Source organism: Pseudarthrobacter sp. Y6, assembly GCF_050156205.1.
Lineage (GTDB): Bacteria > Actinomycetota > Actinomycetes > Actinomycetales > Micrococcaceae > Arthrobacter.
The window spans coordinates 2018117-2042796 of record NZ_CP189574.1 but is presented as its reverse complement, the minus strand read 5'-3'; the positions used below and the strand labels follow the sequence as shown (position 1 = coordinate 2042796).

Sequence of the window (24680 nt, the reverse complement as noted above, 5' to 3'; positions counted from 1 at the left end):
AGCCTCAGGGGGTCTGGACGGAGGCCACGACCGCGTCGATGATCGACTCCACCGGCACCTGCTCGGCAACGGCGTCGAACCCCAGGATCAGGCGGTGCCGCAGGACGCGGTGGGCGAGGGACTTGACATCCTCCGGGATCACGTGACCTCGGCCGTTGAGGAGCGCCACCGCACGGGCGGCCTGGCTGAAGGCAATGCTGGCGCGGGGGCTGGCGCCGAATTCGATGAAGCCGGCGAGACGCTGGTCGATGTACTGCCCGGCGTTCCGGGTGACGAACACCAGGCCCACGATGTAGTTGATGATGGCCGGGTCGATGTAGATCCGCTTCACCAGCTCCTGCACGCCGATGACTGCGTCCAGCGAGGCAGCGGCCGCCGGCTTCTGCTCCGCACTGAAGACCCCGGCGTCGATCCGCCGGATGATTTCTGATTCCTCGGCCGGCGTGGGGTAGTCCAGCACGTCCTTGAGCATAAAGCGGTCCATCTGCGCCTCCGGCAGCTGGTACGTGCCTTCCTGCTCGATCGGGTTCTGGGTGGCCAGCACCATGAAGGGGGACGGCAGCCGGTATTCCTCTCCCCCAATTGAGGTCTGCCGTTCCTGCATGGCCTCCAGCATGGCGCTCTGGGTCTTGGCGCTGGAGCGGTTGATCTCATCAAGCAGGACAATGTTGGCGTGCACCGGCCCCAGCTGGGTGATGAAGGTGCCCTTGGCGGCGTCGTAGATCTGCGTGCCCACAATGTCGCTTGGGAGCAGGTCCGGCGTGCACTGGATCCGGCGGAACTCTGCGCTCACTGCTTCGGCCACGGTCTGGGCGGCGGTGGTCTTCGCCAGTCCCGGAACGCTTTCCAGCAGGATGTGCCCACCGGTCATCAGGCCCACCAGCAGGGATTCACGCAGCCGTGCCTGGCCCACAACTTTGGCATCGAAGCTGCGGGAAATGTTCGCCACCACCTGCTGTGCTCGGGCCAGTTCCGCCGGGTCGATTCGTGCGGGCGCGCTGGTCTGAAGCAATGGATTTCCCCCTGATGGATGGTGGTTGACGACTGGTGGGCCGACGTTGCTGGCGGGCAGCTGCACTCCGCCCGCCATCCTATCCAAGCAACCTGCCGGTCCGGCCGCAATGGGGACCCCTCCCCATGGCAGGTCCGTCAGGTCTATTCTGGTGGAATGAGCCAGCTACCAGCCAGTTATCAGGAGTATCTCGCAGGAAAAAGCGAGAGTTTCATCAACACCGTGCGGCCCATCCTGATGCAGTCGGCTGCGGATCAGGCCCACGGTGTGCGGGTGCTCAACCTGCCTCACGGACATCAGGCACATCTGGACGATTCCATCCCGTTTGGGACTGTCATCGAGGACATCGACTGAGGATCCGGCCGGCGTCGCTGGCCAAGCGCCGCTAGCCTTTGACGGCACCCGAGAGCGCGAACGAGCTGCCGGCGCCCTTGGCCACAATGACGTAGAGTGCCAGCACCGGGACTGAATACAGGATGGAAAAGGCGGCCAGCTGGCCGTACGCCACTGCGCCGTGCTGTCCGAAGAAGGCGAAGATCGACACTGCCGCCGGCTGCCGGGCTTCGGACAGGAGCAGGACGAACGGGACGAAGAAGTTCCCCCATGCCTGGATGAACACAAAAATGAACACCACGCCCAGCCCCTGCCGCATCAGGGGCAGGACGATGGTCCTCAGCGCCGTTAGTCCCGAGGCCCCGTCCACCCATGCCGCTTCCTCAAGCGACACCGGGACGGCGTCCATAAAGTTCTTGGTCATCCAGATGGCCATGGGCAACGTGGTGGTGGCCATAAAGAAGATGGTGGCGGGCATCGAATCCAGCAGGTGAAGCTGCACAAACAACCCGTACACCGGCACCATGATGGCCGTGATGGGAAGGCAGGTTCCAAACAGGATGGTGTACATAAACGGCCTGTTGAACCTGGACTGGTAGCGGGACAGCGGGTAGGCGGCGAGCACTGCTGCCACGAGGTTCACGGCGGCCGTGCCGGCGGACAGCACCATGCTGTTCCAGAGCGGCTGAAACAGCAGCCCCGGCGTCATGATGGCGGCAAAGTTATCCACGGAGAATTGACCCGGGAGCCGGGCCTCATGCCCGGCGGAGGCATCAAGGGACGCAAACACCAGCCAGAGCAGCGGCAGAACAAAGCAGGCACCGATCAGGGTCAGGGACACGTCCGCCGGCGTCCGGGCACGCTGTTGGGCACGGGAAACGGCGCCCGTCCCGGACTGCAGCTGCCCCCGGGCGGAGGTCCCCGCCGTCGTCGTCATGGTTTGCCCTCCCGCAGGAGCCGGACGTAGGCCGCACCGAACACCAGGCCAATGAGGATCAGCACTGACGCCACCGCGGTGCCGTAGCCGATGTCGCCGAACTTGAAGGCCTCCAGGTACGCCAGCACCGGCAGCGTGGTGCTGGCGTTGGCGGGACCGCCCGCTGTCATGACCCAGATGAGGGTGAACACCGCCAGCGTCTGCAGGGTGATGAGCATGAGGTTGGTGGCGATGCTGCCACGGATCATGGGGATGGTGATGAAGGCCAGCCGCTGCCAGCCACCGGCACCGTCCATCAGCGCGGCCTCCGTGACCTCCCCGGGGATGTCATTGAGCGCGGCGCGGTAGACCAGCATGGAGAACGCCGTGCCACGCCAGATGTTGGCAAGCAGAATGGCAACCATCGGGAACGAATACAGCCAGTCGGTCTGTCCGAACCCCAGTCCGCCCAGCAGCTGGTTCAGGGTCCCGTCCCGGCTGAAATAGGCGTAGGCGGCGAAGGCGGCCACGATCTCGGGCAGCACCCACGCAGCCACCACCGCAGTGCCGACGACTGCGGCCACTGGGCGGCGGGCCCGCCGCATCAGCACGGCGATGGTAAGTCCCAGCAGGTTCTGGCCCAGGATGGCCGAGCCGCCCACAAACAGGACGGTCAGGCCAAGCGAGAGCGGCAGCATCGGATCGGACAGGAGCCTGGCGTAATTGTCGAACCCAATCCAGCCGGGGCTGCGGGCATTGCGGCCGGTCAGGGCAGCATTGGTGAATGATGCGTGGAAAGCCCACAGCACGGGGCCGGCCAAAAACACTAGGAGCAGAACCACTGCCGGGACTACCGGGAGCAGCCGCGCCTGGCGCCGGAGTCCGGGGCGACGCCGCCGGTGGCCGGTCTGGTCACGCCTTAGGGAAACCGCCACAGGTTACTTAGCGACCGTCTTGGCCTCACCCACGATGCCCTTCACCGCCGTGTCATAGTCGGCGGCCGCCTGCTCCGGGGATTTCGCCCCGGTAATCACAGCTTCCGTTGCCTCTTGGACGGCCGCCGAGATCCGGGGGTATTCGGCGGTTGCGGGACGGTAGTGCGTAACGGCCACAAGCTCGGACACGTCCTTCACAAAGGGGTTGGCCGCCTGGTAGCCGGAATCTGCGGCGACATCCTTCCGCACGGCGATCTGGGAGCTGGCGACGTTGAACGCCAGGGAGTTCTTCTGGTTCAGGGCCGTCGCGAGGAACTCAAACGCGAGGTCGGGGTTCTTGGTCTCCGCTCCTACCGCCAGGGTCCATCCGCCGGACATGCTGACGCCGCCGGGCGCCTGGCCATTCTGGGTGGGAAAGGCAGTCACTCCCATGTCCTGCCCGTACTCGGCCCATTCGTAGCTGCCGCTTTTCTGCCAGAAGGACGGCGTGTAGGAACCCTCGACTGTGGCGCCCATCTTGCCCTGCGGCAGCCATTCGCCGAAGACCTTCTTCCACACATTCGCGTCGAGGGCCTCCGCCGGTGAGACGGCCAGTTTTTCGTCGTAGAGGGTCTTGAGGAACCCCAACGAGTCGGTGAACCCCGGGGAACCGACCACCCACTTCCTGGCGTCGGCGTCGTAGAGTTCGGACCCGGTTCCGTAGAGCAGTTCGTAGAAGCTTTGCATCACGGTGCCTTCACCTGTGGCCTTGCCGGCGTACATGTTGAACGGCACCACAGTGGCGTCACTGGCCTTGATCTTCCGGGCAGTGTCCAGGATGTCCTGCCAGGTGCGGGGCTCCCAGGGGACGCTGACGCCCGCGGCGGTGAGCACCTTTTTGTTGTACCAGATACCCCGGGTGTCGGTGCCCAGCGGGACCGCGTACGTGCCGCCGTCGTCCCCCAGACCTGCCGCCTTGGCGCCGTCATCGAAGGTATCCCAGTCCTCCCACCCCTCAAGGTGGCTGTCCAGCTTCAGGAGGTACCCGGCGTCGACGTCGGAACGGACCTTGAAGGTGTCCTCATAGAAGACGTCCGGGGCGGTGGAGGTCGAACGGAGGGCGAGGGCAAGCTTGGTGCCGTAGTCGTCGTCGTTCGCCTGGATGGGTTCCAGGGCAACCGTGACGCCCTGGTTGGCGGCTTCAAACTCCTGCTTGGCCGCCTGGAAGAGGGTGTCCAGGGCAGTGAAGGAATCGGTTTTTTGGTAGACCACCTTCAGTGTCTTGGTCTCAGCTTCGGGGCTGGCGGGGGAACACGCCGTCAGCACAAAGCCCGCTGCAGCGATGAGTGAGGTGATTTTGAGGGCCAGACGCATGGTGCTCCATTCAGTCAATGGCTGCCGTCCCCTGTGTCTGCGGGCCCCGGCCGCGGCGATATCCACATGCTAGATGGGGCTCCTGCCACTGGCAAGGAGGCCCCGGTCAGACGTCCGGTTCAGACGTCCGGTTCAGACATCCAGGAGAAGCCGCTGCGCCCGGGGCGCCAGTGTATGCTCCAGGACCAGGCAGGCGGCTCCAATGGCGCCCACGTCCTCACCGACTCCCGTGCCGACAACCTCGATGGTGTGGATCAGGCGGGCCGCGCTGTTGGCGTCCACCAGCGCCGGGATCTTCTCCAGGTAGCGGTCAGAGATCCGGCTCCAGAAGGGTCCGCCGAACACAACCCGTTCCACATCCAGCGTGTTGGTGACCACGGAGACGGCCCGGGCTACCAGCACGGCCGACTTGTCGATGATTGCCAAGGCCTTGGCGTCGCCGGCATCGGCGAGATCGCACAGCTGCGCGAAGCTCTGCTGCACTTCGGCTCCGCTGGTGTGCTTTCCGGAGCCGTTCAGGATGCCGGCGGCAACGGCCTCCGTAACGAGTACCTGAGGGATGGCCGAGGACTTCACGCAGCCGCGAAGTCCGCAGTCGCAGCCCGGACCATCGGGATCCACTACGATGTGGCCGATCTCGCCGGCGTTTCCTGATGTTCCGCGGACCACCTCATCGTTGAGGACGATGCCGCAGCCGATACCGGTGCCCATGTACATAAAGATGAAACTGCCCGAGCCGCTGGGCCCGCCGGCCCATGTTTCGGCGACGGCGGCGCTGGTGACGTCCTTATCCACCAGGACGGAATAGCCGGTGGCCTTGGCCAGGGCGTCCCGAAGTTCCACGCGGTCCCAGCCTGGCAGCAGCGGCGGATCCACCACGGTGCCATTGTCCAGGTCGATGGGGCCCGGAACGGCCAGGCCCAGGCCGGCGATCCTGCTGGTGTCCACGCCGGACTCGGCAACCAGCTGTTCAATCTCGGTGGCCATCGTGGACATTACGGCGGCAGGATCATTCCCGCCGGGTGTTTTGATCCGTGAATGCTGTACAACGGCGCCCACGAGATCGAGGACCACGAACGTGGTGACGGCGGGGTCCAGGTGGACGCCGATGGCATACATGCCGCCCCGGTTGAGGCGAAGCATGGTGCGCGGTTTGCCGGGGCCGCTGCCTTCTTTGCCGGCTTCGACGATCAGGTGCTGGTCCAGCAGGCGGCGGGTAATGTTGGAGATAGTCTGCGGCGAGAGGCCGACAATCTGGGCGAGCTCAACGCGGCTCAGTCCGCCGGATGACCGGCGGATGGCATCCAGGATGACCGTGAGGTTAAAGTCCCCCATGCGCGGAAGATTAGTCCCGCGCCGTGGCGCCGAGGACTGGCGGATTTCTGGCACGGTCTCCCCTAGGTTTTCGGCCGCGTATTCATGATGTCTGAATGGTACGTTACCTCCTGATCAACGCCCAGAGCCGGAGGCGGGGCCGCGCCGCGGCCGGGGGCGCCACCTTGCCGTGCTGGCGCGCCTACGGCCGTCTGGTACTGACCGCCACCGTGAACTTTGGATTGCCGCCCCTCACAGTGGTGGGACCCACCAGCCGCTCCAGCGCCGGGAGGTACTGCAGGTGCCGGTTGAAGACCGTCCACAGCTCACCGCCCGGAGCCAGGACCCTGGCTGCCGCCTCGAACAGTTTGATGCCCGCTCCGGCATGCACACTGGCGCCCAGGTGGAAGGGCGGATTCAACAGGACCAGCTCGGCGCTTCCGGCCGGGAGGGTGCTCATCGCGTCATCCTGGAGGGTGGTAATCCGCTCCTCGAGGCCGTTGGCCCGCGCCGTGGCCCGGGCGGAGGCGACGGCGGCTGCGGACCGGTCCGTGGCTGTGACCCTTGACGCCGGGTTCTGGCGGGCGTACATGGCAGCGAGGATGCCGGTGCCACAGCCCAGATCGATGGCGTGCCGGGCCTGCGGCATCTCCGGGAGGAAGGTCAGGAGGAACCTGGTCCCGATGTCCAGTTTCGCGCCAGCGAAGACGGCGCCGTGCGCAGCAACGTCCAGGTCCAAATCGGCAAGGCGTTCGACGGCGGGACTCCACCCGGGCGCCTCAGTTTGCCGGGCGCCGCTGGCCAGGATGATCCGGGACTTCTGCCGCGCCAGCTGCGGTTGGACCGTCTCGAAGTGGCGTGCCAGGACCGCGTTCATTCCCAGGGACATGTGTTTGATCCGCCCGCCGGCGAGCAGCACCACGTCAGGGGCGGCATAACGCGCCACAGCGGCTGCGATTTCTTCAAGCTCCGCCAGCGTCCGCGGCAGTTGAAGCAGCACCAGCTCCGCGCCGGACAGCAGTTCCTCCCCCAGCGGCAATTGTTCGAACCCCGTGGCGGCAACGGCTCCGGGATCCGCCGCTGCGAGCCCCACGGCCGCAGCGTTGTTCCGCAGGGCGCGCTCCCCCGTGATGAGATCCTCGTGCACACGGACCCGCCGGACACCGAGCGCGCCCAGCGCACCGAGGGTGAGGGCACCGTAGCGGTCGCCGATCACAGTGAGCCGTATATCCGGATTCAGGCCCTCTGCGGCGGCTTCCAGCAGCAGCCGGTCCGTGGCGTCCCAGGCCTGAAGATTCGGGGCTTCGACGTCCGGGTGGCGCCGAAGCGTGCCGAAGATGTCCGCAAGATTGTTCTGTGCCACTGGTTCCTGCCATCTGGTCATGTGCTGGTTGCTGATGCGGTTGGTGCAAGCGCGGGCAGCTTGAGGATGGCCGTGACGGCTGCCCGGCCCGCCCTGTTTGCGCCGATGGTGGACGACGACGGTCCGTACCCCACCAGATGGACGCGCGGCTCGATTGCCACCTGGGTCCCCTCCATGGCGATGCCGCCGCCGGGTCCCCGGAGGTGCAGCGGCGCCAGGTGTTCGAGCTCGGCGCGGAATCCCGTAGCCCACAGGATGACGTCGGCACGGAGCAAGCTCCCATCGGTGAGCCGGACGCCGTCGGGCTCTATGGCGGTGAACATCGGGCGACGGTCCAGCGCACCCCGTTGTGCTGCCGCCCTCAGTGCGGGCGTCCAGATGAGGCCGGTAACGGCCACCACGCTTTGCGGCGGCAGGCCCTGCCGCACGCGTTCCTCCACGAGGGCGACGGCGTTGTGGCCGGCCTGGGCGTCGAACGCGGCGTCACGCCAGTCCGGTACGCGCCGGGTGAACCAGCTTGTGCTGGTCACCTGCGAGACCTCATCCAGCAGCCCGACGGCGGAAATTCCGCCGCCCACCACGATGACATGCAGGCCGCGGAACTCCTCGGCGGAGACGTAATCGGCCACGTGCAGCTGCCGGCCCCTGAACGTGGCTCGGCCCGGGTAGATGGGCCAGAACGGCCTGGTCCATGTGCCGGTTGCGTTGATGACAGCCTTCGCTGACCAGTGGCCGCTGTCGGTGCTGATCCGCAGCCGTCCTGCCGGATCGGCGTCTTCCCTTGCGACGGAGGTGACCTTGACCGGGCGCACGACCTCAATCCCGAGTTCCCGCTCGTAGCCGGCGAAGTACCGGCTCAGGAATTCCGAGCTGGGTTCCGCGGGGTCCACGTCTGGCTTCGCGATGCCGGGAAGGGCGCTGATGCCGTTGACCGTGGCCATGACCAGGCTTTTCCAGCGGTGGCGCCAGGCGCCGCCCGGGCCGTCCTCGGCGTCGAGGACTGTATATTTCTGGCCCCGGCGCTGCAGGTGGTACGCGGCGGAGAGTCCCGCCTGGCCCGCGCCGATGACCACAACGTCGGTGGTTCCGCTGTCCATGCTCGTGACCGGTTTCGGCTAGACCTTCTTCACCACGGAGGATTTGAGCTGCATCGGCCCCACGCCGTCCACCTTGCAGTCGATGTCGTGATCGCCCACGCCGTCCATGAGCCGGATCCCACGGACCTTGGTGCCCACCTTGATGACACCGGAGCTGCCCTTGATTTTCAGGTCCTTGATCACCGTGACCGTGTCGCCGTCGGCGAGGACATTGCCCACGGCGTCCTTGATGACCCGCGGCCCGGACTCTGCCGTCGCCTCCGCCGCCTCGGCGGACCACTCGTGGCCGCATTCCGGGCAGACCAGGAGCGCACCCATCTCGTAGGTGTAAGCGCTGGAGCATTCGGGGCACGGAGGCAACGTCTCATTCACTCCCCCATGATAATCGCGGCACTGCACTGACAGGCGCGCGCCGCCGTCGTACTGTTGGGCCTAGGCAGAAGAAAGGCGAGGACCATGAGAACGGAAAAAGGGGCAGCGTCGCTGCTGGCGAACGCACTGGGCATCGTCCTGGGGACGTCGGAGATACCGCTGAGGCTGCGGGCGTGGGACGGGTCCGAGGCGGGGCCGCCCGACGCCCCGGTCCTCGAATTCAGGTCAGGCCGCGCCCTGCGCCGGATCCTGTGGTCGCCGGGGCAGCTCGGGCTCAGCCGCGCATACGTCGCCGGGGACATCGACGCCCCCGGCGACATCTTTGCGGCCTTCACAGCGCTCAGCTCGGTGGGGAAGTTTGCCGAGCCCGGCCCCTTCCGGCCCCTGACTCCGCGTGAACTGGCCACGCTGGTCAGCACGGCCGTCCGGCTGGGCGCGCTGGGCCCCAACCCTGCTCCGCCGCCGGAGGAAGCAAAGGTCACGAGGAAGGGACGGCTCCACACCCGGCAGCGCGACGCCGCGGCCATCTCGCACCATTACGACGTCGGCAACGACTTTTACGCCGTCGTGCTGGGACCGTCGATGGTCTACTCGTGCGCTGTGTGGGCGGATGGACCCGACGGCGGCGCCGCCCTTGCCGGCCGCGGCCTTCCGGCCGGACTGGATGATGCACAACAGGCCAAGCTGGACCTTGTCTGCCGGAAGCTTGGCTTGAAGCCCGGGATGAGGGTGCTGGACGTGGGCTGTGGCTGGGGCAGCTTCGCTTTGCACGCGGCGCAGCATTACGGCGTCACGGTGGTTGGGGTGACGCTCTCCACGGAACAGGCGGTGCTGGCGCGCAAACGTGCGGCCGACGCCGGTCTGACCGAAAACATCGACATCCGAGTCCAGGATTACCGGGATATCTCCGACGGACCGTTTGACGCCATCAGCTCCATCGGCATGTCCGAACACGTGGGCCGCGAACAGACACCCCACTATGTCGAGGTGCTGCACGGGTTGCTCCGTCCCGGCGGCCGGCTGCTCAACCACGCCATCTCGTGGAACGCCGGCCCCACCAAGCCGGACCCGGATTCTTTCATCCCCCGCTACGTCTTTCCGGACGGCGAGATGATCAGCCTGGGCAAGATGGTCAGCGCGTTGGAGACCGGCGGGTTCGAGGTGTTGGACGTGGAAGCCCTGCGCTTGCACTACGCCCTGACCCTGCGGGCCTGGGTACGCAGGCTCGAAGAGAACTGGGACGAAGCCGTCCGGCTCACCAGCCTAGGCCGGGCGCGGGTGTGGCGGCTCTATATGGCCTCAAGTGCCCTGGGCTTTGAAACCGGGATCACGGGCGTCAACCAGGTGCTGGTCCAGCGTGCCGGCGGGGACGGGCCGCCGCTGCGCCGGACTGACTGGATCTGAGCGCTCACCACTCTGGACACAAAAAATGAGCCGCCCGGCGGGGTGGCTCATTTTGTGGACCTTGGGTCCTGTTTGGTGGAGCTGAGGGGACTCGAACCCCTGACCCCCTGCATGCCATGCAGGTGCGCTACCAGCTGCGCCACAGCCCCAAACTTGCACTCCTCCGGGTTAAGACCGCCCGAAGCAACCTGATTAGCTTAATAGAAATCCTCGCGCGGCGCCAATCGGGAGGGCTTTTGCCTGCAATAAAAAAATCCGCCGGAATCTTTCGATTCCGGCGGATTAACCGGTGGAGCTGAGGGGACTCGAACCCCTGACCCCCTGCATGCCATGCAGGTGCGCTACCAGCTGCGCCACAGCCCCGGACCTTCGTTACTCCGTGGTCTCCCCGGAGCAACTCAAATATCTTAGACCAGCTTTTCCGAAAATTCCAAATCGGGCATATTCGGGCCGGCAAGGCCTGCTATTCGGCGTCGGAAGCCGCAGTCGCCTTGGCTGAAGTGTCATCGCCCAACTGCAGGTCAACTACCGGGCAGTCCTTCCACAGGCGCTCCAGGGCGTAGAAAACGCGGTCCTCTTCATGCTGGACGTGGATGACGATGTCCGAGTAATCCAGCAGTACCCAGCGTCCGCCTGAGCGGCCTTCGCGGCGTACTGGACGAAGGTCCTGCTTGGAAAGCTCTTCTTCGATGCCGTCAACGATGGCGTTGACCTGGCGCTCGCTCGGCGCGGATGCGATGAGGAAGACGTCTGCCAGTGCCAGGCGTTCGCTGACATCGAGCGCCACAATGTCGTGGGCAATCTTGTCTGCGGCTGCCTTGGCGGCTTGGCGGGCAATGGCTATGGATGAATCTGATGCAGTCATGGGACTCCTTGTAGTTTTCTAAAGCTTCGTAAAAGGGCGTTGCCTGGTCAGCTGGAGATACCGCTGACGATGAGGATGACGCCGGAAATAAGGGCCACGATCCCAAAAGCCAGGACGAGGACCTGCATAAGCCTGAGCCGCTTCGCGCGGGCCAGGCCTGCCGTTGCCGCATCCAGCGGCTCCAGCCCATGCGCTGACCGGGCCGGGATGCGCGGCAGGTCATCGAACAGATCGTCCGGCTCCCCTGCTGGCATATCGGCCACGACCGGCTGCACGGGCACGACCCGCTTCGGTTCCGCGGCGGCCCTGGCAGCAGCTTCTGCACGGGCGATCACCCGGGAACGGCCCGAAGCGGCTGCCTCCCCAGAACCCGCGGCTGGCGCCGTTGACGTAGTAAACGGCCGGCGGCCCTTGCCGCCAGGCCGGCCCTTGGATCCGGGCTGGGTCACCACCGGTACATAGGAGGTCGCAGGGGGTTTCATGACAGGACGGTCGACGCCGGGCGCCTGCACGAATTCCAGCGGCGTCACCATGGCTAGGTTGTCGGCCGTGGCCGGGCCAGTCCGGGGAACGGACTGGGTGGCCGCGGCCTGCGTATTGGCAGCCTGCATCGGTGCTGATACTGGCTGTGCAGGGACGGCCTGCTCGGCCAGCTTCTGCTTGGCCATCGCCCGGCGGTTGAGCACTGCCGCACGCTCGGCCAAAGCGATCTGTTCCGCAAGGATGTCCGGATCCACCGCTTCGGGGTCCAGGGAGGCGATGTGTTCCATCTTGGCCAGTTGGTTCATGGCCTGCTCGGCAATGAGTGTGCGGGCTGCGAGCGCCTGCTCCACGCTCATGCCATCCGGAACGCCTTTGCCGTTGGCCCGCACAGCGGGCCCGGCCTTATCGGCGGATACAGCGTTGTCGTGATCTGGCTTCGTTGGGCCCGGCTTGGCTTGGACTGTTTTGGCCTGGCCTGGCTTGGGTTGGCTCGGCGCAGGTTGGCTTGGCAGGGGCTGCCCCATGGGGGCGGGAATGATGGGATTGGCCGAAGTGACGGACTGTTCCTTCAGCTGCTGGAGCCGTAACTGCCTGCGGGTGGGAGGGCCGCCGGCGGAAAGCTGGCCCTCTTTCTCCTCAAGTTCTTTGATGGCACGCAGCGCCGCGCGGTCGCGGGCACGGATCTGCGAGGACCGCTGCGCCTGGGACTGCTCGGGCACAGAGTCCATCGGGGCGTCAGCCGCGCGCCGTTGTTTTGAGGCAGGCGAAACCTGGCCCGGGCCGTTAGACCCGGGAGCCGTGTTCTCATCTCTGGCCTCCCGCAGTTCGCGGCGGCTGCGGACGGGGGGCTGTTCCTGACTCATTGAGGACTCATTCAGTACTGGCTGGCTCGTCTGTTTCGGTAATTCTGACATCCTGGGGATCTGATCCCTCGGCGTACAGACCATATTTGGCGATGTATTGGACCACTCCGTCCGGCACGAGGTACCAGACGGGGTTGTTCCTTGCTACGCGGGCACGACAGTCCGTGGACGAGATGGCCATGGCGGGCACCTCGAGGAGGCTGACGTCTTTGCGGCCCATACCATCAAGGACATGTCCCGGCCGTGTCACGCCCACAAAATGGGCAAGGGACCACAGCTCATCGATGTCCTTCCAGGACAGGATCTGCGCCAGTGCATCCGCACCGGTAATGAAGAACAGATCCGCATCCGGACGCTGGGTCCGGAGATCCCGCAAGGTATCAATGGTATACGTGGGACCGGGCCGGTCAACATCCACCCTGCTGACAGTGAAGCGCGGGTTCGATGCCGTGGCGATCACCGTCATAAGGTAGCGGTGCTCAGGCTCGCTGACCTGCTTGTGCGACTTTTGCCACGGCTGTCCAGTGGGAACGAAGACCACTTCATCCAGGCCGAACTTGGCGGCCACTTCGCTGGCTGCAACAAGGTGGCCGTGGTGGATGGGATCAAACGTCCCACCCATCACTCCCAGCCGCAGCCGCCCTTGCGCACCGTCACGGTGCAGAACACGCGAAATGTCAGTGGCCTTGGCCATGGTCGTGCTTGTTGGGGTGCTGGCGGTGCGGATCGGCGTGCTCTTCCGCTACGGTGTGCCGGTTGCCCAGGTTGGAGTAGGACCACGTCACGAACATCAACACCAGCAGGATGGTGAAAATGGATACGCCGAAGACCCACGGCTCAGCCCACAGCGGAGCGGGTTCGTGTTCTCCGCCTTCGGCGACGGTCATGGCGATCTGCTGGAGCAGCATTTTCTCCCCTAAGGTTCAAGGATATGGCAGCGGATTGTCCCGCTGTTCCGGACTTCTCTCTATATTACCGCGTTGCTACCCGCGGACCTGGCCCTCGCCCTGCACGATCCACTTAGTGGTGGTGAGCTCAGTCAAGCCCATCGGGCCGCGGGCATGAAGCTTCTGCGTGGAGATGCCAACCTCGGCACCCAGGCCCAGCTCGCCGCCGTCGGTAAAGCGCGTGGACGCATTGACGATGACCGCGGCAGAGTCAACCTCGGCGATGAACCGTTCCGCGTTGGCGAGGTCGTTGGTGAGGATTGCTTCGGTGTGGCCGGTAGACCATGTCCGGATGTGCTTGACGGCGTCATCCAGGCTGTCCACCATGGCCACGGCCAGGTCCAGGTCCATATACTCGGTTCCCCAGTCCTCATCCGTTGCCGGCTCGGACTCAATGGATGAAGGCAGGGCTGCGCGGATGCGCTCGTCGGCGTGGAGAGTGACGCCGGCACCGCGCAGCGCGGCGGCGACGGCGGGCAGGACCGTGGACCGCGAATGGACCAGCAGGGTCTCCACGGTGTTGCATACACTGGGCCGCTGGGTCTTGGCGTTCAGCAGGATCTCCACCGCCATGTCCTCGCTGGCAGATTCGTCGATGAAGATATGCACATTGCCCTCGCCGGTCTCGATGACAGGCACGGCAGCGTTCAGCACCACGGACTGGATCAGGTCCCGGCCGCCGCGCGGAATCAGGACATCAACGCGGCCGCGCGCCCGCATCAGCGCATTCGCACCTTCACGGCCGTACTGGTCCACAGTCTGAACGGCGTCCGCCGGCAGCCCGACGGAGTCCAGGGCTTCGCGGAGGATCTGGACGAGTGCTTCGTTGGTGAAGGCGGCAGCAGTACCGCCGCGGAGGATGACGGCGTTCCCGCTCTTGAGGCCAAGACCGGCAATGTCTACCGTGACGTTGGGGCGGGCCTCGTAAATGGCGGCCACCACTCCCATGGGCACGTTGATCTGGCGCAGGCGCAGCCCATTGGGTAGCGTCTGGCCGCGGACCACGTTTCCTACCGGATCCGGCAGGCTGGCCAAGTTCTCCAGGGAAGCCACGAGTCCGTCGATCCGGCTTTCGGTCAGGGTGAGGCGGTCCAGCAGGGCCGCCGACGTGCCGTTGGCTTTGCCGGCCGCAACATCCTTGGCGTTGGCGGACAGGATGAAGTCCTTCCGGTCCAGCAGTGCAGCACCGATTGCCCGGAGGCCACTGTCCTTCAAGGCGCGGTTGGCCCCGGACATCTGGCGGGCAGCCTGCCGTGAGCGGTCAGCGACGGCGTGGACGGCTGCCTCAACCTCCGCCGGAGTGGGGGCACTCCCCTGTTCCGGCCCGGAAGGAACCGCATTCGAATCGTTGGAATTGCCAGGGGCTTGGGAAATCAGTGCCTCAGTCATCCTTCAAGTCTAAGCGAGCGGGCCGCTCAGACCAGAACCAGGTCGTCGATATGGACAACCTCACGGTCGAATCCGCGGCCCAGGGACTCGCCCAGTTCCACTGTGGAGCGGCCCAGCATCTGGGGAAGCTCATCGGAAGAGTAATTAACCAAACCGCGCGCGATGACGGTACCGTCGCCGGCCACCATCTCGACGGCGTCGCCGGCTTCGAAGGTGCCGTCCACCGATGAAATTCCGGCGGGGAGCAGCGAGTAGCGATTGTCCCGCACAGCATGCACGGCGCCGTCGTCAAGAAAGAGCCGGCCTTGGACATGCGCCAGGTGGGCGAGCCACATCATCCGCACGGACTTCCGGCCGCTGTTGACGGTGAACCAGGTCCCCACGTCCTCACCGGCCAGGGCGGCTGCGGCGTTGGCGGTGGAGGTGACCAGCGCCGGGATGCCGGAATCGGCGGCCATGATGGCAGCCTCGACTTTAGTCTGCATTCCGCCGGTGCCTACGCCTGCCTTGCCCGGCTTCCCGATGGTCACTGCCTCAAGATCTTCGGGGCCGTCCACCTGGGGGATGCGCTTGGCGCCCTTGGCGGGCGGGCCGTCGTATATCGAGTCGACGTCGGACAGCAGGATCAGGGCGTCAGCACGGACCAGATGGGCCACGAGCGCTGAGAGCCTGTCGTTGTCGCCGAAACGGATCTTGTGCGTAGCGACCGTGTCATTTTCATTGACCACCGGCACCACGCCGAGGTTGAGGAGGCGGTTCAGTGCACGGAACGCGTTCGCGTGGTGGCTGCGACGCATGAGGTCATCTGCCGTCAGCAGCACCTGGCTGACGGTGACGCCGTGGGCGCCGAAAGCGTGCGTGTAGCGCGCCATGAGCAGGCCCTGGCCCACGCTGGCGGCGGCCTGCTGGGTCGCAAGGTCACGCGGACGCTTCACCAGGCCGAGGGGCGCAAGGCCTGCGGAAATGGCTCCCGAAGAAACCAGGATAATTTCCGTGCCGGCGTTATGTTTGGCGGCCAAGACATCTGAGAGGGCTGTCAGGGACTCTTCCGAGATGCCGCCCTTGATGCTGGTCAGCGACGACGACCCTACTTTGACAACGATCCGGCGGGCCCGGGCGAGCACACTGCGGTCGTCTTTGGGTTCCTCGATGATTACTGCGGAATTTTCGGTCATTTCAGCGGCCTCACTCATCATCTTCAACGTCCAGTCCACCCTCCGTGACCGGCTTGGCAGCGCGGCGGCTGCTGACCGATTCGGTCCAGATGCCGGCCTTGCGCTCGGCTTCGAGCTCGGCGCGGGCGGCGGCCTTGGCATCCTTCCGTTCCTGCTGCTCGTCACGCTTCTGGCCACGGGTGGGGCGGTCGCCGACGTCCGCGAAACGGATATCCGTGCCACGCGGTGATGCGAGCATTTCGGCTCCGGCCATCATGGTGGGCTCCCAGTCGAAGACAACGCCGTCATCTTCGCCGATCACGACTGCGTCGCCCGGCTTGGCGCCCTGCTTGAACAGTTCGTTTTCGACGCCGAGCTTGGCCAGGCGGTCGGCGAGGTAGCCGATGGCTTCCTCGTTGGTGAAGTCGGTCTGCTTGACCCAGCGGACAGGCTTGTCGCCCAGGACGCGGAAGAGCGGTTCGAGGTTCTTTTCCTCGCGGCGGATCTTGAAGCCGGCTTCGTTGACGGCGCGGGGCCGCAGAATCGGCGGCTGGACCTTGGGCGGGGCGGCCGCGAGGGCGGCACGGGCGGCCTGGACGATTTCCGCCATGGCGAAGCCCAGCTGGCGGAGACCCTCGTGGCTGGTGGCCGAGATCTCGAAGACCCGGTAGCCGCGTGACTCGAGTTCGGGGCGGACGAATTCAGCCATGTCCTTGCCGTCCGGGAGGTCCACCTTGTTCAGGGCCACCAGCCGCGGACGGTGGTTCAGCGGAACCACTTCGCCGTCGGCACCCGCGTAGCTCATGTCTACGGAGTACTTGTCCAGTTCGGCCTCGATGATGGCCAGGTCTGCCAGCGGGTCGCGGTCCGATTCCAGCGTGCCGCAGTCGAGCACGTGTACCAGGGCGGCGCAACGCTCCACGTGGCGCAGGAAGTGGTGGCCAAGGCCCTTGCCTTCGCTGGCGCCCTCGATGAGGCCCGGAACGTCTGCAATGGTGAAGCGGACATCGCCGGACTGGACAACACCCAGGTTCGGGATGAGGGTGGTGAAGGGGTAGTCGGCGATCTTGGGCCGCGCGGCGGACATGGCCGCGATCAGGCTGGATTTGCCGGCAGAGGGGAAACCAACAAGCGCGATGTCGGCGATGGACTTCAGTTCCAGCACAATGTCACGGGCGTCACCCTCGATGCCCAGCAGGGCGAAGCCCGGGGCACGGCGCTTCTGCGAGGACAGCGAAGCGTTACCCAGGCCGCCCTGGCCGCCGGCGGCCGCCACGTATTCTGCGCCTTCGCCGACCAGGTCTGCCAGGACGGTGCCGTCCTTGGATTTGACCACGGTGCCGTCGGGCACGGGCAGGATGAGGGTCTCGCCGCTCTTGCCGCCGCGCCAGTCGCCCATGCCGGACCCGCCGTTGGTGGCGTGGCGGTGCGGGGAGTGGTGGTAGTCGAGCAGGGTAGTGGTCTGGTGGTCAACGCGCAGGATGACGTTGCCGCCGTCGCCGCCGTTACCGCCGTCGGGTCCACCCAGTGGGATGAACTTCTCCCGGTGGACGGAGACACAGCCGTGGCCGCCGGTACCGCCGGATACGTGCAGTACTACCCGGTCTACAAAGCTCGCCACGTGGATCTCCTCAGTGCTGTTTCCTGGACGCCCAAGGGCGCCAAGACGATTGTAATGCGGTTAAAAGAATAGTGGAGCGGACCAAATGGCCCGCTCCACCGTTTCAGAACTATTTGTTACTCTGCAGCTGCAGCAGCAACGATGTTGACGACGCGGCGCCCGCGGCGGGTGCCGAACTGGACGGCTCCCGGAGCCAGTGCGAACAGAGTATCGTCGCCGCCACGGCCAACGCCGGCGCCCGGGTGGAAGTGGGTGCCACGCTGGCGGACGATGATCTCGCCTGCGGAAACTACCTGGCCGCCGAAGCGCTTGACGCCGAGGTACTGGGCGTTGGAGTCACGACCGTTGCGAGTGGAACTCGCGCCTTTTTTATGTGCCATTTGAAATGCCTGCCTTTAAATTCTGGGGAATCTGCTGAAGAACCTGAACAGTAACGAAGAGTTACTTGATACCCGTGATCTTGACCTTGGTCAATTCCTGACGGTGACCCTGGCGCTTCTTGTAACCGGTCTTGTTCTTGAACTTCTGGATGACGATCTTCGGACCACGGAGGTCTTCGAGGATCTCAGCCGTAACCGTTACCTTGGCCAGGTCCGCAGCAGCAGAGGTGACTTTGTCACCGTCTACCAGGAGCAGTGCGGGCAACTCAAAGGTGCTGCCGGCTCCACCGGGGACGCGGTTCAGGGTAACGAAGTCTCCAACGGAAACCTTCTCTTGGCGGCCGCCTGCGCGGACAATCGCGTACACCACTTGGGAACTCACTTCTCTCGACGTTTATTACTAAATTTGCGTGCTGAACCCGTTTCCATAATTGGCTGGGCTCTCGCTGTGCCTCAACGCCGTGGGGTCGTAACCCAAGTGTTGGCGTAAGCACCGAAGATCAAGAATACGCTAATTTTGCCTTCGGCCGCAAATGAGGCTGGTTACGGTCCGTTGTCTGTGATAGGACCCACAAGCAGGTACTGCACTGACAATCCAAAACCGTGCCTGACTATCGTACAGGCCGCGCGGGCCCAAGACCGTCAGGCGTGAATACGCGGCGCGTCGAAGAATTCCACTTCGAACCGGCATGACTGCCTGAACGCCACCAGCATCGCCGCACGTTCAGCCGCGGATGCGCCTCGTCCGGCATCATCAGCCAAGGCGATCGCGTCGCGGGTGGCCTGCGCGAAGTCGTCGTCAGCATAGGCACGCAGCCAGTCAGCATAAGGATGCGCCGCCGGTGCAGCGGCAGCCAGGAACTCCGCGTGGAGGGTCTGCCCCACCTCGGCGTACAACCAGAAGCACGGCAGCACCGCCGCCATGAGGACCGCGTAACTGCCGGAGGCCGAGGCTGCCAGCAGGTGGTCCACATAGGACTTGGTGACAGGTCCAAGGACGGATTCCACGGTCCTGGTGCTCAGCCACGTGCGGTGCAGTTCAGATTCGACCTCAAGGCATTGCCGGGCCGACTTTGCCCAGAACAGCTGGGCAGCTTCCGTGGGGGCCAGCGCACTGGCCCGGGCGAGGACGCGCGAATAGCCGTTGAGGTAAATGGCATCCTGGGCGAGGTAATAGGCGAACTGTTCTTCAGCCAACGTGCCGGCCGCAAGGTCGCGGATGAAGTCCAGTCCGTAGATGGCCTCCAGATCCGGTGCCGACGCCCGCCGCAGCGTCTGAGCGAATTCCCCGACTGCCGGAACCTCCTGCATGTGATGGAAGTGGTTGATGGGGCCCTGGCCCCCGCCCACCTCCAACTGGTCCGAGGCCTGCAGCGCGCCAACCAGCCAAGGCTTAACTTTCCGCAGTGCGGCCTCCCAGTCCCCCAGCCTGGCCTGAGCCGTAGCCATGGCCGACGACAGCGAGCAGCCGGTGCCGTGACTGTTGCGGGTGGGGATCCTGTCCCCGCTCACTTCCACCACCTCCTGGGCGAGCAGCCCGGCGGCGTTGACCAGGGCATCCGGGCACGCACCGCCGTCGAGATGGCCGCCCTTGACCAGGACGGTGGCACCGGTCGCGGCGGACAACCGCTGCCCTTGCCCGAGCGCATCAGGCCAATCCCGCGCCTGCGGCTCCCCCACCAGGATGGCCAGTTCGGCCAGGTTTGGGGTGATCAGGTCCGCGAGCGGGAGCAGCCCCCGCAGGGCTGCCTCGGCAGACTCGTGCAGCAGCCGGTCTCCGCTGGTGGCCACCATCACAGGATCAAGAACGACGACGGCGGGACGCACCCTTTCCAGCCAGTCCCGCACCACGCCAATCACCGCAGCGTCGCCCAGCATGCCGATCTTGACCGCGTCGATGGTGATGTCGTCGCTGATGGCATCGAGCTGCTGGCCCAGGAAGGTCGCCGGCGGGACGTGAACCGCCTGGACCCCCTGCGTGTTTTGGACTGTCAGAGCGGTGATGGCCGCCATGCCGTAGCCGCCAAGAGCCGCAATGCTTTTGAGGTCGGCCTGGACGCCCGCGCCACCTGAGGGATCCGAGCCGGCAATGGACAGCACACGGGGGACCTCACGCAGCACCTGGACCGCAGAAGAGCGGCCTAGTGCAGGCCGGACCTCAGCGGGGGTTGCCGTGGTTGGGGGCGTTGCAGGAGGAAGGACAGAAGTTGAAGCCAAAGGAGACATCCCTTCGCCGGTGCTAACCGGACAGGTTCAACGGGTGTGGATCTCAGCCGGCTCTCTGCGCGGCACCCCGTGTCAGTCACCAGCCTAGCGTTCCTCGGGACTTAACGCCGGACGCCCGGACGCAGCCTGTGATCCACAGGCACGTCCGGGCGCCGCTGTATTGGCTCGCCCTAGTGTTCGGTCAGAGCTCCGAGGCCGGAACCCCTACGCCCAGGATGATAGGCGCATTGGTGACCGCCGGCTTGTCAGCCACAGGAGCCCTGACGGGCTCCGGGGCCTTGGCGGCATGCATGTGTCCAGCGGCAGCCCCCGGAACGGCTTCGTGATGCTCCACGGACGTGGCGTTGGCTGCGCCCTGGGCACGACTGGCACTCCGGTTACGCCGCGGACGGCGGGCGCGGGGCTGCTCGGTGTGGTCGGAGTAGTCCTTCTCCGCCACGGCAGGCTGCTGCTGCTGACGGGCAGGTTCGGCCGGCTGGCTTTCAGTTGCCTGGACTGCCGACGGCTTGCTTTCCGCTACAGGGGCCGGCTCGCCAAGGTGGGCGAAGGCCTCCGCGAGGCGGTCAAGTGTCAGGGCAGGTGCGTGCGGATGGTCTTCGTGGTGCTCTACGAACGGCAGCACTACCCGCTCGCCGCCGAACGTCAGCACAGCTGCCGGGCGGCCGTTGGAGTCCGTCTCGGACCGCTCAGCCGGAGCCTGCACCGGCGCAGCGGGCAGCTGGCCCGCGGCGGCTGATGCGTGAGCCACTTCGTCGTCGTGCATGTGCGCAGCGTGGGCTGCGGCCGCAATGTTCGCAAGCGCTGCCCGCGTGGCCTCAGCCTTGGCATGGCGCTCGGCGTCACTCGGTTCCGGGTGGACCGTGTGGATCTGCACCGGAGCTGCCGGTGCAGATTCCAGCGGCTGGCCGCCGCGTCCGCGGCGGCGCTTCCGGTCAGTGCGGCCACCCGGCTGGCTGTCCGGGCGCTGGCTGTCGGTGCGCTGTGTGTCGCTGCGCAGGTTGTCTGTGCGCTGGCTGTCAGGGCGGTGATCCGCGCGCTGCACGTGGTGCTCGGCGGCTACGGTGTTGGCGCGGCGGTGTTCCACGGGGTCGTTGTGGGTGACGATTCCGCGGCCTGCACAGGTTTCGCACTGCTCCCCGAAGACTTCCAGGAGCCCGGTGCCCATCCGCTTGCGCGTCATCTGCACGAGGCCCAGCGAAGTCACTTCGGCCACCTGGTGCTTGGTACGGTCGCGGCCCAGGCATTCCACCATGCGGCGGAGGACCAGGTCGCGGTTGGATTCGAGGACCATGTCGATGAAGTCGATGACGATGATGCCGCCGATGTCGCGGAGACGGAGCTGCCGGACCACTTCTTCAGCTGCCTCAAGGTTGTTCTTGGTGACGGTTTCCTCGAGGTTGCCGCCGCTGCCGGTGAACTTGCCGGTGTTGACGTCCACCACGGTCATGGCTTCGGTGCGGTCGATGACCAGCGAGCCGCCGGAAGGCAGGAAGACCTTGCGTTCCAAGGCCTTGTGGATCTGCTCGTCGATCCGCCACGCGGCAAAGATGTCCTGGTCCTTGGTCCACTTTTCCAGGCGGCCCACGAGGTCGGGGGCAACGTAGGTGACGTAGGCCTCGATGGTGTCCCAGGCCTCTTCACCGGAGACGATCAGCTTCGAGAAGTCCTCGTTGAAGACATCACGGACCACCTTGATGGTGAGGTCAGGTTCGCCGTAGAGCAGCTCCGGCGCGAGGATCTTGGTGGACGTGGACTGGCCTTCGATGCCCTCCCACTGCGCCCGCAGGCGGTTGATGTCGTGCGTGAGCTCCTCTTCCGAAGCTCCTTCGGCGGCGGTGCGGACGATGACGCCGGCGTGCTCGGGCAGGCGGTCCTTGAGGATGCGCTTGAGACGGTTGCGTTCGACGTCGGGCAACTTACGGGAGATGCCGGTCATGGAGCCGCCGGGCACGTAGACGAGGTAGCGGCCGGGCAGGGAGATCTGGCTGGTCAGGCGTGCGCCCTTGTGGCCCACAGGATCCTTGGTGACCTGGACCAGCACGGTGTCCCCGGACTTCAGCGCATTCTCGATCCGGCGCTGCTTGCCTTCGAGGTTAACGGCCTCCCAGTTCACTTCACCGGCGTACAGGACGGCGTTGCGGCCGCGTCCGATGTCAACAAACGCCGCTTCCATGGACGGCAGGACGTTCTGCACCTTGCCGAGGTAGACGTTGCCGATCAGGGAGTCCTGCTGGGTCTTGGAGACAAAGTGCTCGGCCAGGACGCCGTCTTCGAGGACGCCGATCTGGATTCTGTCGTCGCGCTGGCGGACGATCATCTGCCGGTCAACGGATTCACGGCGGGCCAGGAACTCGGCCTCGGTGATGACGGTGCGGCGGCGGCCGGTGTCGCGGGATTCGCGGCGGCGCTGCTTCTTGGCTTCGAGGCGGGTGGAGCCCTTGACGGACGTGACGCGGTTGTTGACCGGCGCTTCGGTCGCGGCGCGCGGCGCGCGGACACGGGTCACCGTGTTGGGCGGGTCATCGCCCTCTCCCCCGGTCAGCTCCAGGTCCTGGTCGCCGCGGCGGCGGCGACGACGACGGCGGGACGTCACGCCCTCATCGGCCTGTCCGGCGGATTCCTCATCTGCTTCTTCGACTGCGCCGTCGTCGCCTTCGGTGTCGGCATCAGCATCGCTGTCGCCGGTGCGGCTGCGCCCGCGGCGGCCACGGCTGCGGCGCCGGCGGCGGCCGTTGGCGTCGTCCTCTTCGCCGTCTTCGGCGTCGTCCGCTTCCGGTTCTTCCACGGCTGCGGCCGGTGCGGGCCGGACCGCGGTGCTGAGGTCAGGGGCCTGGAACAGGACCGACGTGGTGGACACCGGCTCGAGGAACAGTGAACTGAACGGGCTGGCAGGCTGAGCAGCAGGTGGTTCGTCGGCCGGAGCAGCAGCGTTGGCGGGGGCGACGGCGGTTGCTGCGGTTGCGGCGGCCTCCGCAGCAGCGACTTCCTGCGCTTCCGGGGCCGGCGCTGCTGCAGCTTCAGGGGCTGCCTGCTCCTCAGGAGCTCCTTGTTCTGCAGCCGCGGAAGCAACGTCGGGGGCCGAGGTTTTGCGTGTGGCAACGCGGCGACGGCGGACAGGCTTGGTCTCGGCGGCAGCCTCAGGGGCTGCGGCGTCGGCCGCGGGTTCGACGGCGTCAGCCTCCACGGCGGCGGGCTCGGCAACCACGGCGGCGGCAGGTGCTTCCGCGGCTTCAACAGCGAAAGCCGGCAACGGTTCGGCGCTGTCCACCTTCTTACGTGCGCGGGTCCGGCGAACCGGCGCCTTAGGTTCCGGTGCGGCGTCCTCAGCGGCCGGGACCGCGGCGTCTGCTGCAGGCACAGCCTGGGCGGCAGCGTCAGTCACTGGTGCGGTCTCTGCGGCCTTCGGCGCTGCCTTCCGACGCGTCCGGGTGGCCTTCTTGGGCGCTTCCGCAACCTCGACGGCGGCTTCATCATTAACGGCTGGTGCTTGTTCGTTTTCCATATGTGGCAACACTCCTGCCCCTGACGTACCGCCACATCCGGCACCCATTGGGGCACATATTGTCAAAACCCGCAGGCGTTGACAGAAGTCAAGTGGATACTCCCAGGTTCGCACCGGCAGAGGGGTGCGGCAGCCCGTGGGAGCCGTCGGCTGTGTCCTGAAACCCGTTGTTCTACACGCCACAACCAGGTGCCGACCAATGGAATTGCGGGAAGCCGGATCAGAGAATCCGAAGCCTGCCCTGCTCATCATTGGCGGTCTTGAAACAAGCCACCGGACCGGAGTCCGAATGTGGGTCGGCCTCCAGCCATGTTCATTCTCTCACACCCGGGCTGAAAGACGGCGGAACCACGGGCAACGGATCAGTCCGTGAGGCCGCTGACTGAATGCTGCTTCCAGCCAACGGCGTTACAATCGGGGCAAGGAGCACCCGAAGCAAAGGACGCCACACACCATGCCCAGCATTTCCTCCCACGGCACCGACACGCCGGCTGCCTCCCCTGCGGCGGAGCCGTTGCCCGCCACGCCCGGGACTGTGCCGCCGATGGCGCGTAACCGGCCGCTCGGCTGGCTGATGGTCATCACCGGCGCCATCGGCTGGCTGGCCTCGGGAACGCTGGTCCTGGAAAAGCTCGCCGTCCTCGAGGATCCGAATCACGTAACGGCCTGCGACGTTAATCCGTGGATCTCATGCGGTCAGGTCATGCAGACGTGGCAGAGCTCGGTGTTCGGGTTCCCCAACATGTTTATTGGCATCGTCGCGTTCGCCGTCATCATCACCGTGGGCATGGCCCTGCTGTCCGGCGCCACCTTCGCCCGCTGGTACTGGACAGGACTCCAGGCCGGCGTCACACTCGGCTTCGCGTTTGTGGTGTGGCTCTGGTCCCAGGCACTTTACGACATCCACGTCCTGTGCCCGTACTGCATGATCGTCTGGGCCGCGATGATCCCACTCTTCGTCTGGGTAACCATCCGCAACGTCGTCCACGGCATCATCCCCGTCCCGGCCGGTGCGGCAAGGGTTTTCGGCGACTCGGGCTGGATCATCACGGCGCTGCTCTACGTGGCGGTCATCGCCACGATCTTCTTCGCCTTCATCCAGGTGTTTGCCGGAACCTCGGGCTTCTAAGCCGCCCCACAATACGCACAAA

General features: G+C 65.7%; 22 protein-coding genes, 2 tRNA genes and 1 riboswitch. Of the genes, 3 read left to right on the top strand and 21 right to left on the bottom strand.

Features of this window, described 5'->3' with window-relative positions:
• Nucleotides 1–4 precede the first annotated feature (4 nt).
• Complete coding sequence (locus tag ACQCSW_RS09785) at nucleotides 5–1012, bottom strand: AAA family ATPase (RefSeq protein WP_426990549.1); 1008 nt, start codon at nucleotides 1010–1012, stop codon at nucleotides 5–7.
• A gap of 156 nt (nucleotides 1013–1168) precedes the next feature.
• Between ACQCSW_RS09785 and ACQCSW_RS09780 the strand changes: the two genes are divergently transcribed.
• Nucleotides 1169–1366 (top strand): hypothetical protein, encoded by a 198-nt coding sequence (locus ACQCSW_RS09780; protein ID WP_111909039.1) that lies wholly within the window; start codon nucleotides 1169–1171, stop codon nucleotides 1364–1366.
• Nucleotides 1367–1397: 31 nt separating this feature from the next.
• Here ACQCSW_RS09780 and ACQCSW_RS09775 read toward each other — a convergent pair whose 3' ends face one another.
• The 7 genes from ACQCSW_RS09775 to ACQCSW_RS09745 all read right to left on the bottom strand — a co-directional run bounded on the left by ACQCSW_RS09775 (nucleotide 1398) and on the right by ACQCSW_RS09745 (nucleotide 8695).
• Nucleotides 1398–2282 carry a carbohydrate ABC transporter permease gene (locus tag ACQCSW_RS09775; RefSeq protein ID WP_426990548.1) on the bottom strand — a complete coding sequence of 295 codons (885 nt, stop codon included), beginning with the start codon at nucleotides 2280–2282 and terminating at the stop codon, nucleotides 1398–1400.
• Entirely contained in the window at nucleotides 2279–3196 is a 918-nt protein-coding gene (locus ACQCSW_RS09770; RefSeq protein ID WP_426990547.1) for a carbohydrate ABC transporter permease, read from the bottom strand. Before ACQCSW_RS09770 ends, ACQCSW_RS09775 begins: the two co-directional genes overlap by 4 nt.
• 3 nt (nucleotides 3197–3199) lie before the next feature.
• Complete coding sequence (locus ACQCSW_RS09765) at nucleotides 3200–4549, bottom strand: extracellular solute-binding protein (protein WP_426990546.1); 1350 nt, start codon at nucleotides 4547–4549, stop codon at nucleotides 3200–3202.
• A 132-nt stretch (nucleotides 4550–4681) separates the two neighbouring features.
• Complete coding sequence (locus tag ACQCSW_RS09760) at nucleotides 4682–5884, bottom strand: ROK family transcriptional regulator (protein WP_426990545.1); 1203 nt, start codon at nucleotides 5882–5884, stop codon at nucleotides 4682–4684.
• A gap of 181 nt (nucleotides 5885–6065) precedes the next feature.
• Nucleotides 6066–7226, bottom strand: coding sequence for a class I SAM-dependent methyltransferase (locus ACQCSW_RS09755; protein WP_426990544.1), 1161 nt, complete (start codon nucleotides 7224–7226; stop codon nucleotides 6066–6068).
• A gap of 17 nt (nucleotides 7227–7243) precedes the next feature.
• Nucleotides 7244–8323 carry an FAD-dependent oxidoreductase gene (locus ACQCSW_RS09750; RefSeq protein ID WP_426990543.1) on the bottom strand — a complete coding sequence of 360 codons (1080 nt, stop codon included), beginning with the start codon at nucleotides 8321–8323 and terminating at the stop codon, nucleotides 7244–7246.
• Nucleotides 8324–8341: 18 nt separating this feature from the next.
• Nucleotides 8342–8695 carry a zinc ribbon domain-containing protein YjdM gene (locus ACQCSW_RS09745; RefSeq protein ID WP_426990542.1) on the bottom strand — a complete coding sequence of 118 codons (354 nt, stop codon included), beginning with the start codon at nucleotides 8693–8695 and terminating at the stop codon, nucleotides 8342–8344.
• Nucleotides 8696–8779: 84 nt separating this feature from the next.
• Here ACQCSW_RS09745 and ACQCSW_RS09740 point away from each other — a divergent pair, with 84 nt between their 5' ends.
• On the top strand, nucleotides 8780–10099 hold the full coding sequence (locus ACQCSW_RS09740; protein ID WP_426990541.1) for a class I SAM-dependent methyltransferase: 1320 nt from the start codon (nucleotides 8780–8782) through the stop codon (nucleotides 10097–10099).
• A 73-nt stretch (nucleotides 10100–10172) separates the two neighbouring features.
• Here the strand turns inward: ACQCSW_RS09740 and ACQCSW_RS09735 are convergent.
• The 13 genes from ACQCSW_RS09735 to ACQCSW_RS09675 form a co-directional block, all read right to left on the bottom strand.
• Nucleotides 10173–10248 (bottom strand) — tRNA-Ala (locus tag ACQCSW_RS09735).
• Between the two features lie 141 nt (nucleotides 10249–10389).
• Nucleotides 10390–10462 (bottom strand) — tRNA-Ala (locus ACQCSW_RS09730).
• Between the two features lie 100 nt (nucleotides 10463–10562).
• The gene (rsfS, locus tag ACQCSW_RS09725) at nucleotides 10563–10964 is read right to left on the bottom strand and encodes a ribosome silencing factor (protein ID WP_354251589.1); all 402 of its coding nucleotides are present in this window, start codon (nucleotides 10962–10964) and stop codon (nucleotides 10563–10565) included.
• A 47-nt stretch (nucleotides 10965–11011) separates the two neighbouring features.
• The gene (locus tag ACQCSW_RS09720; protein WP_426990540.1) at nucleotides 11012–12310 is read right to left on the bottom strand and encodes a hypothetical protein; all 1299 of its coding nucleotides are present in this window, start codon (nucleotides 12308–12310) and stop codon (nucleotides 11012–11014) included.
• A 7-nt stretch (nucleotides 12311–12317) separates the two neighbouring features.
• Nucleotides 12318–13004, bottom strand: coding sequence for a nicotinate-nucleotide adenylyltransferase (nadD, locus tag ACQCSW_RS09715; RefSeq protein WP_426990539.1), 687 nt, complete (start codon nucleotides 13002–13004; stop codon nucleotides 12318–12320).
• Entirely contained in the window at nucleotides 12988–13218 is a 231-nt protein-coding gene (locus ACQCSW_RS09710; protein WP_426990538.1) for a hypothetical protein, read from the bottom strand. The genes nadD and ACQCSW_RS09710 overlap by 17 nt, the downstream gene beginning before the upstream one ends.
• A gap of 75 nt (nucleotides 13219–13293) precedes the next feature.
• Nucleotides 13294–14646: a glutamate-5-semialdehyde dehydrogenase gene (locus ACQCSW_RS09705; RefSeq protein ID WP_426990537.1), complete on the bottom strand. Its 1353-nt coding sequence runs from the start codon at nucleotides 14644–14646 to the stop codon at nucleotides 13294–13296.
• Between the two features lie 26 nt (nucleotides 14647–14672).
• A complete protein-coding gene (gene proB, locus ACQCSW_RS09700; protein WP_426990536.1) occupies nucleotides 14673–15821 on the bottom strand; it encodes a glutamate 5-kinase in 1149 nt (382 codons plus the stop codon).
• Nucleotides 15822–15831: 10 nt separating this feature from the next.
• Nucleotides 15832–17421 carry a GTPase ObgE gene (obgE, locus tag ACQCSW_RS09695; protein WP_426990535.1) on the bottom strand — a complete coding sequence of 530 codons (1590 nt, stop codon included), beginning with the start codon at nucleotides 17419–17421 and terminating at the stop codon, nucleotides 15832–15834.
• A gap of 116 nt (nucleotides 17422–17537) precedes the next feature.
• Entirely contained in the window at nucleotides 17538–17801 is a 264-nt protein-coding gene (gene rpmA, locus ACQCSW_RS09690; RefSeq protein WP_056340543.1) for a 50S ribosomal protein L27, read from the bottom strand.
• Between the two features lie 61 nt (nucleotides 17802–17862).
• Nucleotides 17863–18171: a 50S ribosomal protein L21 gene (rplU, locus tag ACQCSW_RS09685; RefSeq protein ID WP_018773353.1), complete on the bottom strand. Its 309-nt coding sequence runs from the start codon at nucleotides 18169–18171 to the stop codon at nucleotides 17863–17865.
• A gap of 272 nt (nucleotides 18172–18443) precedes the next feature.
• The gene (gene thiD, locus ACQCSW_RS09680) at nucleotides 18444–20027 is read right to left on the bottom strand and encodes a bifunctional hydroxymethylpyrimidine kinase/phosphomethylpyrimidine kinase (protein ID WP_426990534.1); all 1584 of its coding nucleotides are present in this window, start codon (nucleotides 20025–20027) and stop codon (nucleotides 18444–18446) included.
• Nucleotides 20010–20107, bottom strand: a riboswitch (TPP riboswitch). Its footprint overlaps the gene before it by 18 nt.
• A gap of 101 nt (nucleotides 20108–20208) precedes the next feature.
• Entirely contained in the window at nucleotides 20209–23529 is a 3321-nt protein-coding gene (locus tag ACQCSW_RS09675) for an Rne/Rng family ribonuclease (protein WP_426990533.1), read from the bottom strand.
• A 454-nt stretch (nucleotides 23530–23983) separates the two neighbouring features.
• Between ACQCSW_RS09675 and ACQCSW_RS09670 the strand changes: the two genes are divergently transcribed.
• On the top strand, nucleotides 23984–24658 hold the full coding sequence (locus ACQCSW_RS09670) for a vitamin K epoxide reductase family protein (RefSeq protein WP_426990532.1): 675 nt from the start codon (nucleotides 23984–23986) through the stop codon (nucleotides 24656–24658).
• Nucleotides 24659–24680: the final 22 nt, after the last annotated feature.